The sequence below is a fragment of the Dysosmobacter segnis genome (assembly GCF_014297285.1).
Lineage (GTDB): Bacteria > Bacillota > Clostridia > Oscillospirales > Oscillospiraceae > Oscillibacter > Oscillibacter segnis.
The window spans coordinates 1-2,310 of the sequence record NZ_JACOQI010000068.1 but is presented as its reverse complement, the minus strand read 5'-3'; the positions used below and the strand labels follow the sequence as shown (position 1 = coordinate 2,310).

The following is a 2,310-nucleotide window of genomic DNA, read 5'->3' as shown; positions in this document are numbered from 1 at the left end:
ATCGCCGCACCGAAGTTTTCGGCGGCGATTTTCGCCTCTATGCGCCGCCGCTTTTCCTCGGCATCCTCATCCAATAGCGATCCCGCGGCAGCCAGCCCGGCCACGGCGGGGATCAGAGAAACAGGCCGCGGATCGCCGCCGCGCCATACCAACCCGCCAGTGCCGCCGTGCCAAGGATCAGCACCAGCATGATCCACTTGAGGGCCACCAGCAGGCTGAAATCCGGGAGCCAGTCGATCCACTTGGAGGAATATTTCTCGCTCAGGTTCCCAACCCGTTCCAGCAGTTTGTTCATCTCTGTCAGCAATCTCTGCATCTCCGTCAGAGACTGCTGCACCGGCGTCAGGTCGATGTGTGGTTTCAGCTCCGGCAGGGTCTTCCGAATTTCCTCCAGCTCCCAGTTTATTCCGTCTGCCTGCTCCGTCAGCTTGTTCATCGCCTGCGGCAGGTCGCATCGGATCACAATGGGCTGGATTGGCTGTGGCGCAGCCGGCGGTGCGCTGCTCGGCTGATTCATCCGCTTCAATTCCTCCATCGGTTTCCTCTGCTCGATGGAATTTTCTCTTGACGAGCTCTGCGCGTATTCTGAATTCATGTTCCATGGCCTCCTTGCAATACTTTTCTTCGTGTAATTTGTTGTCGCGGCACCTCATGCCGTCTGGCGTGGTGTAGGTGATGTACTTGCGGGTACCCTCCCAGCGGACGGCGTAGCCCTCGGATTCCATCAGGGAAACGAAGGCGTCCCTATCGGCGGCGTATTTCATGCACTCGTCGATGGTATTCATGAGCCGCAGCTTCCAGCTTTGGCCTTTCAGCGCCGTGTGGTATTCCGCACCGCCCATGCCGCGGGCCTGCTGCGCGGTCACTTCAAAGACAGGAAGACCCATTTCCTGACAGATCGCGTCGTTGCGCCGCATCAACTCTTGCAGTTGTTCCTTCGCCATGTGCAGCTTCTTGCCAGTCTCGAAGTTGACGGAGTTGATGACGCAGTGGGAGTGGATGTGCTCGCGGTCTACATGGGTGCAGACCAGTACCTCGCAGCCGTCGAAGTATTCCGCCAGCCGCCGCGCGGCTTCGTGAGCCTGCCGGGGATCGACAGCCGCGCCTTTTGGAAAGCTCTGTACCATGTGGTAGAACATCACGCCGCTGTCCTTGTGGTAAAGCAGTTTCGTGTTCAGGAAATCGTCATAGACGCTCTGCGGCTGGCAGTTGATGCCGCTGACGAGCGGCACGCCATCCCATGCGGTTTTCTTCTCCTGCATGACGTAGAGCATCACGCCGCGCATGGCGGCGCGGGACTGTGTGCCCCGTTTGTAGTTCACAAAATGTACGATGGCCATACGGCTCACCGACCTTCCATGACAGCCCGCAACGCGGCGCTGACCTCGGACAGCACCTGCGCGGCCTTGTCGAGACCGATGACCTGCACCTTGTCCATGTTGGCGAGGACGGTGAGGCGGTTGATGTTGCTGCCGATGCCCTTGAGCTGGCGGAGCAGTTCCTTCTGTTCGTCGATGACCACGATCCGCTTGCCGAGGCAGCAGGCGGTGACGTAATCGCTCATGGACATGTGGGCCTTCGCTGCCAGCGCTTTGATCTTCTCGCGGTCAGCGGACGCCATGCGCGTGCTGAATTTGATATCTTTTTTCATGTTTTTCTCCAATCGTAGCTAAAAGTGGGTGTGGGCTTCTGCCCGCAGCTTGGGGGTGTGGGGCCATGTCCCGCCCAGTGCATTTGGCAGGGCAGCGGCTTCGCCGCAGACCAGACAAATGCGATGCTGGCTGTCGGCGGCACAAGCTGCATATCACTCGTTTCCGTCGCTGCCGCCGACGAAAACTCGCTCACTCCGCTGCACCGCCTTCTTCCCACCGAAACCGCTTCGCTGGGTTTCGGCGGGAACCCTGTTGGGGGCGGTGATAAAAACTCCCATTTCACATTTTTTCGGCACTTCTATGTGGGAGGGGTATCACTACCCTCCGGCCGCTTTGTCTGTGTCGGAACAACCCGGCGCGGGGTTTATTTCAGCAGAAAAAACGGCTTTCTCAGAGTGGGTGCTCTGCGCCGACGAACGCTCTGTTCACTCCTGCACACAGTGCTTTTTCGGCGTTCCTGCATGGGGAGTGGTATCACTACCCTCGGCGTGCGCTTTATGCCGTTGAAACGCTGGACGCCCGCGGGTCACGGCGGCGTATTCGTCGTTTTTATGCCGTCTCGGAATTTGCCCCGTGCGGGCAGAATATCCCCTCGACGGGTACACACGCCACCCCAGCCCCTAACCGCGCACACAGCGGCTCACACGCCGAAACACGG

2 protein-coding genes are annotated in these 2,310 nt (G+C 59.3%); both read right to left on the bottom strand.

Annotated features, from left to right (window positions below):
• The coding region (locus H8Z83_RS18930; protein WP_187016450.1) for a relaxase/mobilization nuclease domain-containing protein at window positions 1–1,340 on the bottom strand (1,340 nt) is incomplete at its 3' end.
• Window positions 1,341–1,345: 5 nt separating this feature from the next.
• Window positions 1,346–1,651, bottom strand: a complete 306-nt coding sequence (locus H8Z83_RS18925; protein WP_187016449.1) for a MobC family plasmid mobilization relaxosome protein — start codon at window positions 1,649–1,651, stop codon at window positions 1,346–1,348.
• Between the last annotated feature and the right edge of the window lie 659 nt (window positions 1,652–2,310).